General features: G+C 37.2%; 7 protein-coding genes. 2 read left to right on the forward strand and 5 right to left on the reverse strand.

Going from position 1 to position 8236, the window contains the following annotated elements; genetic code table 11:
- Window positions 1–99 precede the first annotated feature (99 nt).
- Entirely contained in the window at window positions 100–894 is a 795-nt protein-coding gene (gene nadE, locus RBU60_RS11720; RefSeq protein ID WP_308865239.1) for an NAD(+) synthase, read from the forward strand.
- On the opposite strand, the gene dnaG is transcribed toward nadE, so the two are convergent.
- The 5 genes from dnaG to RBU60_RS11745 form a co-directional block, all read right to left on the reverse strand.
- Entirely contained in the window at window positions 891–2852 is a 1962-nt protein-coding gene (gene dnaG / locus RBU60_RS11725; RefSeq protein ID WP_308865240.1) for a DNA primase, read from the reverse strand. The genes nadE and dnaG overlap by 4 nt on opposite strands.
- Window positions 2853–3222: 370 nt before the next feature.
- Window positions 3223–4284, reverse strand: a complete 1062-nt coding sequence (locus tag RBU60_RS11730) for a hypothetical protein (protein WP_308865241.1) — start codon at window positions 4282–4284, stop codon at window positions 3223–3225.
- 84 nt (window positions 4285–4368) lie between these two features.
- A complete protein-coding gene (locus RBU60_RS11735) occupies window positions 4369–5130 on the reverse strand; it encodes a hypothetical protein (protein ID WP_308865242.1) in 762 nt (253 codons plus the stop codon).
- Window positions 5123–5683 carry an RNA polymerase sigma factor gene (locus tag RBU60_RS11740; protein WP_308865243.1) on the reverse strand — a complete coding sequence of 187 codons (561 nt, stop codon included), beginning with the start codon at window positions 5681–5683 and terminating at the stop codon, window positions 5123–5125. The genes RBU60_RS11735 and RBU60_RS11740 overlap by 8 nt, the downstream gene beginning before the upstream one ends.
- 438 nt (window positions 5684–6121) lie before the next feature.
- Window positions 6122–7099 carry a polyprenyl synthetase family protein gene (locus RBU60_RS11745; RefSeq protein WP_308865244.1) on the reverse strand — a complete coding sequence of 326 codons (978 nt, stop codon included), beginning with the start codon at window positions 7097–7099 and terminating at the stop codon, window positions 6122–6124.
- Between the two features lie 111 nt (window positions 7100–7210).
- Here RBU60_RS11745 and RBU60_RS11750 point away from each other — a divergent pair, with 111 nt between their 5' ends.
- Window positions 7211–8038, forward strand: a complete 828-nt coding sequence (locus RBU60_RS11750; protein WP_308865245.1) for a T9SS-dependent choice-of-anchor J family protein — start codon at window positions 7211–7213, stop codon at window positions 8036–8038.
- Window positions 8039–8236: the final 198 nt, after the last annotated feature.

Raw genomic sequence — 8236 nt, forward strand, 5'->3', positions numbered from 1 at the left:
TAGTTTAGGTAGTCTTTAACGCTGTAGACTTTTTTTACATCTAATTTCGTATTATTTTCGTGACAAAGGTAGTTGAAAATAACTAAAAAAAGGAAGGCGATGCAAACAGAAAAAGTAGTCGATCACATGGTTAATTGGCTGAAAGAATATGCCACCACGAGTAAAACCAATGGTTTTGTTATTGGAATTAGTGGCGGTATAGATTCTGCTGTAGTTTCTGCCTTATGTGCTAAAACGGGTATGCGTACGTTGTGTGTAGAAATGCCTATTCACCAAGCACCTACACAAATGACGAGGGGACAAAAGCACATAGAAAGCTTAAAAAAGCAATTTATGAACGTCACCAATATTGAGGTAGATCTTACCCCTACTTTTGAAACTATGAAATCTATTTTTCCCTTGGCGGAAGAAAATGATCACTTACAACTCACCTTAGCCAATACCCGAGCGCGTTTAAGAATGACGAGCTTGTATTATTTTGCAGGTTTACACGGTTATTTGGTGGCAGGAACCGGAAATAAAATTGAAGATTTTGGCGTTGGCTTTTACACCAAATATGGTGATGGCGGCGTAGATTTAAGTCCGATGGCAGATTTGCTTAAAAGCGAAGTCTATGAAGTAGCCGACTATCTAGAAATTAACGAAGACATTCTTGAAGCAGCGCCCACCGACGGGCTTTTTGGTGACAGTCGCAGCGATGAAGACCAAATTGGTGCTTCTTACGATGAATTGGAATGGGCAATGCACCAAGATGATTTAGGTAAAAGTGCCGAGAATTTTCAAGGTAGAAAACTAGAGGTTTTCAACATTTACACTCGCCTAAATCGTGCCAATCAGCATAAGATGAAACCTATTCCGGTGTGTGAAATTCCATTACATCTAAAGAAAGACTAAATTACCCGATTAAGTTTTTGAGCAATAAGCACCTCTAAGCTTTTATATTCCATGGTTTCTGCGATCACTTCAGCGTTGTGGATATCACGGTTATCTTTAATGCTCTCCATCAATTCGGTCACCTTTTGCTTGATGAGAAAACGACGTAGATTAAGAATAGTTTCGTTCACTTCGCGAGGTTCCAACTCACTTTTATCTTTTACAAAAATATCTTGATCGTTCCAGCGGTGCAACACATCACGTTCTTGCTGCATCAAGATAGTAGTAATTTCTGAAGCTTGCTCTGGCACCAGATTATTGACAAAAGTTTCGGTTTTAATTTCTCCTTTTAAATTAAATTCCTGCATAATAGCCTCATACAAATCTCTAAATCCTTCGTGCGTAAATTCGATTTCATCTTCGTGCAGGTCCAAGAAAATCTTCTCAAACACCTTTAAATGCTGCATTTCACCTTCTAAATGCGTATTTCCCTCCTCATCTTCTCGCAACATAAAATCTTCAAAATCGTCATCTATATTTCCGTACCTCAACAACAAGCTAATGATATTGCGCTCCAATTGATGCTGCTGATTTATCTTGGGACGTTCTACCGTATTTTCTTTCACCACCGCCATCTCTCTAGGAGCTGATGCCGATTTTCTAGAAGCATCGTTATTCGCTTTCGCGGAAATTTGAGCCAAGGTACTGTACAATACATTTTCTGAAATTTCCATAATCCGAGCGCACTCCTTCAGGTAAATCTCCTGCTGAATGCGATCTGGAATCTTTGCAATACTATTCACCATATCCCGAATAACCTCTGCTTTTTTTATAGGATCTCCCTTGGCTTCATCTACCAATAAGGAAGCTTTATAGCTTATAAAATCTTTAGCGTTATTCTCTAAGTATTCTTTAATGTCACTCTCGGTATTGTTTTTCGCAAAAGAATCGGGATCATCGCCTTCTGGGAAACCGCAAACTTTTACATTCATGCCTTGTTCCAAAATAAGGTCAATTCCACGAATGGAAGCTCTTATTCCGGCAGCATCTCCATCAAACAACACCGTAACATTTTGAGTCAACCTATTAATTAATCGAATTTGATCACTGGTAAGCGCCGTCCCCGAAGAAGAAACCACATTTTCAATTCCCGCTTGGTGCATCTGGATCACATCGGTATAACCTTCTACCAAATAACAATTGTCTTCTTTAGCAATACTCTGCTTCGCAAAATAAATTCCGTAAAGCACTTTACTTTTATGGTAAATATCACTCTCTGGCGAGTTCAGGTATTTAGCTGACTTTTTATCATTCGTCAAAATCCTCCCTCCAAATCCCAAAGTTCTCCCAGACATGGAATGAATAGGAAACATCACTCTGCCTTTAAAACGATCAAATTGCTTGGCTTCTTTGACAATGCTGAGTCCCGTTTTTTCTAAAAATTCTAGTTTATAGCCTTGTTTAATGGCCTCGCTAGTAAAAGCATCCCAAACATCTGGAGAATACCCCAAGCCAAATTTATCTATGGTTTCTTTGGTAAACCCACGCTCTTTAAAATAGCTTAACCCAATGGCTTTGCCGGTTTCCGTCTTTAAGAGTTGGCGTTTAAAGTAATCTTTGGCAAATTCACTGACCAAATACATACTTTCGCGCTCGTCTGCCTGCTGTTTCTGCTCATCGGTTTGCTCGGTTTCTTCTATCTCAATCCCATACTTTCGGGCTAAATATTTAATAGCTTCGGGATAATTAAAATGCTCGTGTTCCATAAGAAAAGCCACAACATTTCCTCCTTTTCCGCTACTAAAATCCTTCCAGATTTGTTTTACAGGAGACACCATAAAACTAGGCGTGCGTTCATCGCTAAACGGACTCAATCCTTTATAGTTGGTACCCGATTTTTTTAACTGAACAAAATCGCCAATCACCTCCTCTACCCGAGCGGCATCAAAAACTTGGTCTATGGTCGATTTTTTAATCATTAAAAATTAAATTTTGTGATTCTTTGAAGTGTTCAAAAATACTAAAATAAGAAAAAGGATAGCTCTTAATTAGCTATCCTTTTTATAGAATTTCGATTTAAAATAACACTTAAAAACATTAGTGTCCGATTGAAACATTACAGAATTCTGTTGATTCAAATGTAAATGGCGTTTAGAGTTTTTTTTATTAAATGACTGCCTGTTATTGAGCTTACCATTGAAATTTAAAAACTAATACGTATGCTTAATCAATTTAATCTAATGAGCAGGCTATTAAGAATCAAGTATTATGTCTTATGTCTTTCAGCGCCCGCCCGAACCTACCGCTTCGGTACGGGCAGGTCTTATATCTTAGTCGGACACGACTAACTTAATAACTTAATCGAAGTCCTACCGATACATTATTTTGCTCTACGGCATTGTCTTTAAAAATAGGATTCAAATCGTATTTAGCATAGAGGGCCCAATTGTCATAACCAATATAAGCACTCAGCCCATAAATAAAATTACTCGTGTTGTAATTTTGAGAAAGTTTGGTTTTACGATTATTACCGTTTTCTTCATATTTCAGTTTTTGAATGGTATTCAGGTTAACTCCCGCATATCCTCCTAGTCCTATTTTAAAGTTGCTCGTATCATAATAAGCTCCTTTTTTTCCATAGGTTAAAGTTTTTGGCCCAAACTCAAAATGAAGCGGAATCACCAAATTATCCATTCTTAATTTTGCTTTATCTAAATTTATCGGGTACTCTTCTAAATACGTCTGATCCCCGTCTGTTACGAAATATAAGTTATCATCGGCTTTAAGGCCATTAAACTGAAATGAAAGTCCGTATCTAATTCTTGCAAAACCAGAAGATATCAAGTTCGTTTCGAATTCATATCCCAATTCAAAAAACCGACTTCCTCCAATTTTATAAGGAGAATCATCTAAAGATTGTCCATCGATGATGGCATTATTAAGTCCGAAAGCCATGGTCAATCCAGAAGTTGTCGTTTTAGGAATCGAATCATAATCTTCTTCTTCCTTTTCATCTTCCTCCTTATATTTTAAATAATCTAACTTTCTATAATAAACATCCACGGTTTCCTCTCCGTCTTCAGTGACCGCATTTCGCTCTAGTAAAGCGATGTTTGCATCAATAATATCCAACTGATTTTCAATATTCATCGCGCGTTTTTCGGCAGCAGCCTTTTTTAAGGTTTCGGCTTCTTGCTCACTAATCTCATTTGCTTTTAACCGCATCTTAATGGCTTCCACTTCAGCTTTTAGTTTTTGCTTTTCGACACGTTGTACTTTATCTTTTTGCTTTTGCAGACTTTCAATTTTTAAATCAATTCCAGAATTTACCTGAATCGTAATCTGTGCTTGCATATTTTGCGCGATAAAAAGGCTCAACAAAATGCTTAAACTAATGATAATGCTTTTCATAATACGTTGTTTTTAGGAGGTACTTTCCCAGCCCGACTAGAGATCTAGCCAGAATTGCACCGATTTTTAAATGATTGGATTGGGTTATTTAATGACGGAAGATTTTACATGCTGAAAGCCACTCTCTAAGGCCAAAAGCACTTTCTCTTTAAAGGATTCTTTGTCTTCCACTTCTATATTTTGCAAGAGCTCTTTGGCAGAAACTCTAGCGTAAGGATTACTAAACTGCCTTAATCTTACGTTACGACGTGCATTTTCTAAAAGCGCATCGATTTCTTCGTCCTCTACTTGAGCGAGCAAAGCAGCCTGATTTTCAGTCATTCCCGACTCGGTTTTTTCTTCTTCAGCAGTTTTTAAAGCAATTAAGCTTCTTTGTTTTTCACTTTTGGCCGAAGTAGAAGGTTTTGTCCTTGCTTTTGCGATCCGCTGATTTTTATGGAGGTTGGTTTTCTTATTTTCTAAGGCAAACTTCGGTTGACTTGTACTTTCTTCTACGGTATCTTCTGGTAAATCGCCTATTACTTCTTTTAGCAGCTGACTGTCATACACCAATTCTCCTTCTATTTCTGTAGCAAAAATATTTTCTTTCTTTTCAATCGCTGATTTGGGAACAGTTTTTTCTTGAGCATTTACCACTTGAATTTCTGTTTCATTTCCATTTCCGAAGAAAGAAGCGATTAAAATTCCCGCCAAAAAGCTCGCTGCAATTCCTAAATACCATTTATAGCTGCCTTTCTTTTTATCTTGCGTTTCTAATTGAGAAGATAGTTGAGCCCAACTACCAGCACTCGGAGCGATGGTTCTCTCCTTCAATTCTTTTTTCACCTTTTCATCTATCTTAGCCATGATTCTCCTCTTTTTGATTTGCTAATTTTTCTTGCAATACTTTTCTTGCTTTAAACAACTGCGACTTGGAGGTTCCTTCAGATATGTGTAACAATTCGGCAATTTCTTGATGTTTGTAGCCTTCTACCGCATACATCACAAAGACCATTTTGTAACCTTCTGGCAATTCGTCTATCAATTCTTGTAAGTGCTGTATCGCTTCCGCGGAAGCGTAATCATCTGTATCTAAAGCCGCATCATACTGTTCCATACGGTCAGAAAATTGAATCTCCTTTTTCCTCCTTAAAAAATCGATCGCTTCTCGCACCATAATTCTTCGCACCCAGCCTTCAAAACTTCCTTTATGCTGAAATCCGTCAAGGTTTTTAAACACTTTAAAAAAGCCTTTTAACATCACGTCTTCGGCAAAATGCAGGTCCTTAATATACATTCTACATACACTCAGCATTTTGGGCGCATGTATTTCATATAAGGTTTGCTGCGCCAAGCGATTATTCTTCGCCGCTCTCTGAATGAGTTTCTTCTCGTTGTTATGTAGGGATATAATTTTCACCTGTTTTGCTTAGCTGTTCTATAAATATAGACGAAGTGTTTTGAAATAAGGTTGCCTGGGGGTGAGAAAAATAAGAAAATAGACGATTAAATGTTAGAATATGGACCTCTGCAGTGTTCAGTATTCAGTAATGAGTGGAAATAAGTGAAAAGTGAAAAACTAAAAGTGAAAAATTCAGTAGACAGTAGGCAGTAGAAAATTTGAAATAAAACCTGTCACCTTGAAATCTATTCAGGGTCTGTTATTCGATTAGCTCTTCACCTTGTTAGAAAGCTACGGTCTCGCATTGGGTAGCGAAAGTAATTCTGCTTTCATAGCATGAGATGCTGAATCAAGTTCAGAATGACAGGATGATTGGTGAGCGTTGAGTAAAGATAAGTGAAAATTTCAGTGTTCAGTAATCAGATTTGAAATTTGAAATATAATCAAGCTAAAAAACTATTTCTTCCTATCTATCACATAGTTCATCATAATCTCGAGAGAAGCCTTATATGGAGAATCGGGATAGATTTCTAAAATATCGAAAGCTTTTTGTTGGTACATTTTCATTTGTGTTACCGCATATTCCAATCCACCGTTCTTTTTCACAAACTGAATCACTTCTTTTACGCGTTTACTATCCTTATTATGATTCTTGACAGAATTGATAAGCCATCTTCTTTCTTTTTCTGTACAATTATTTAAGGTATAAATCAGCGGAAGCGTCATTTTTTGCTCTTTGATATCGATTCCCGTGGGTTTTCCTATTTTTTCGTTTCCGTAATCAAAAAGGTCATCTTTTATTTGAAAAGCCATACCTATCATTTCTCCAAACTCGCGCATGCGTTCTACGTGCTCTGAATCTGGCTTTACGGAAGCTGCACCCAAACTGCAACACGCAGCGATAAGGGTCGCTGTTTTTTGTCGAATGATTTCGTAATACACTTCTTCGGTAATGTCGAGTTTTCTGGCTTTTTCAATCTGTAGTAATTCCCCTTCGCTCATTTCGCGAACAGCCACCGAAATAATTTTAAGCAAATCGAAATCATTGTTGTCTATAGATAGTAGTAGACCTTTAGAAAGTAAGAAATCCCCGACTAACACGGCAATTTTATTTTTCCAAAGCGCGTTAATGGAGAAAAATCCGCGGCGACGGTTACTATCATCTACCACATCATCGTGAACTAATGTGGCGGTATGAATCAACTCAATCACAGACGCACCTCTATAGGTACGGTCATTTACTTCGCCTTTAGAAACCATTTTGGCCACCAAGAATACAAACATGGGCCGCATTTGTTTTCCCTTGCGGTTCACTACATAGTGGGTAATCCTATTAAGTAAAGCGACACGGGAAGACATAAAAAGATGAAACTTTTTTTCAAAAAGTTCCATCTCATGGGTAATGGGTTCCTTTATTTGAGCTATTGGCTTCAAGATGGTACAAATATAAGACAGTAAACTCTCAAAATCTTGTTAAAAACCTTTAAAGTTGCTTGGAGTATCTAGATTTTTACTATTTTAGTCCCAAATATAAAAAAACACATTATGAAAAAAATTACTCTTACGCTTGCAGCTTTTGCTGCGGCGATCACAATGAATGCGCAGACTACTTATTTTTCTGATGACTTTGATGATGAAGATGTGTCTGACTGGACGCTTATTGATGAAGATGCAGACGGTTTTAATTGGAGTGCAGTTCAAATCGTAGACGAAAATTCACAACCTGTAGGAACTCCTGTAATGAGATCTGCTTCTTGGAACTCAGTTGCAGGCCCACTTACCCCAGACAACTATACTTTTTCAATGCCTATTGATTTAAGTAGTGAAGATGGTACTAACGACATCACATTATCTTGGGATGTTACTGCTGCTGACGCTGATTATTCTGATGAAAATTATACTGTATATGTCGCTACAGGAAATACAGTTGCTGACGCGATGTCTGCTACCGTATCTTTTAACGAGTTAGTTTCAGATAATGGACCTGCAGGACTTGAAAATCCTTACACAAAAACATTAGATATTACTTCATTAGCAGGACAAGTTGTTTATGTTGCCTTTAGACACCATGATGTTTCAGATCAATTTACTATGGAGATTGATAACGTTGAAGTTGTTGCTGGGTCTTTAAGTACACAAAGTCAAAACTTTGAAAGCTTTAATCACTATGTTGCAAACAACGTATTAACGTTAAAAGCTAATACTGCAATTAACAATGCTAGATTATATAACATCTTAGGACAGCAGGTTATTTCTAAAAAATTAGGTACTCAGTCTGCAGATATCAACCTTAACTCTTTAAACAGTGGTGTTTATTTAGTACAAGTTGAAATTGAAGGACAATCTAAATCTTTTAAGATTGTAAAGAAATAAGATAATTTATCTTAAAAAATTAAAAAGCCTGCTCTTATGAGTGGGCTTTTTTTTGTCTAGTGGTGAGTGGTGAGTGGTGAGTGGTGAGTGGTGAGTGGTGAGTGGTGAGTGGTGAGTAAAATGTGCTTCCCTAAATAGAGTTGACCGTTTTGGTTAATATACTAATTTATTTTTATCATAATTCTATCGGACAATTAT

Origin of the sequence: Mesonia profundi, assembly GCF_031085155.1 — a bacterium.
Taxonomy (GTDB): Bacteria; Bacteroidota; Bacteroidia; order Flavobacteriales; family Flavobacteriaceae; genus Mesonia; species Mesonia profundi.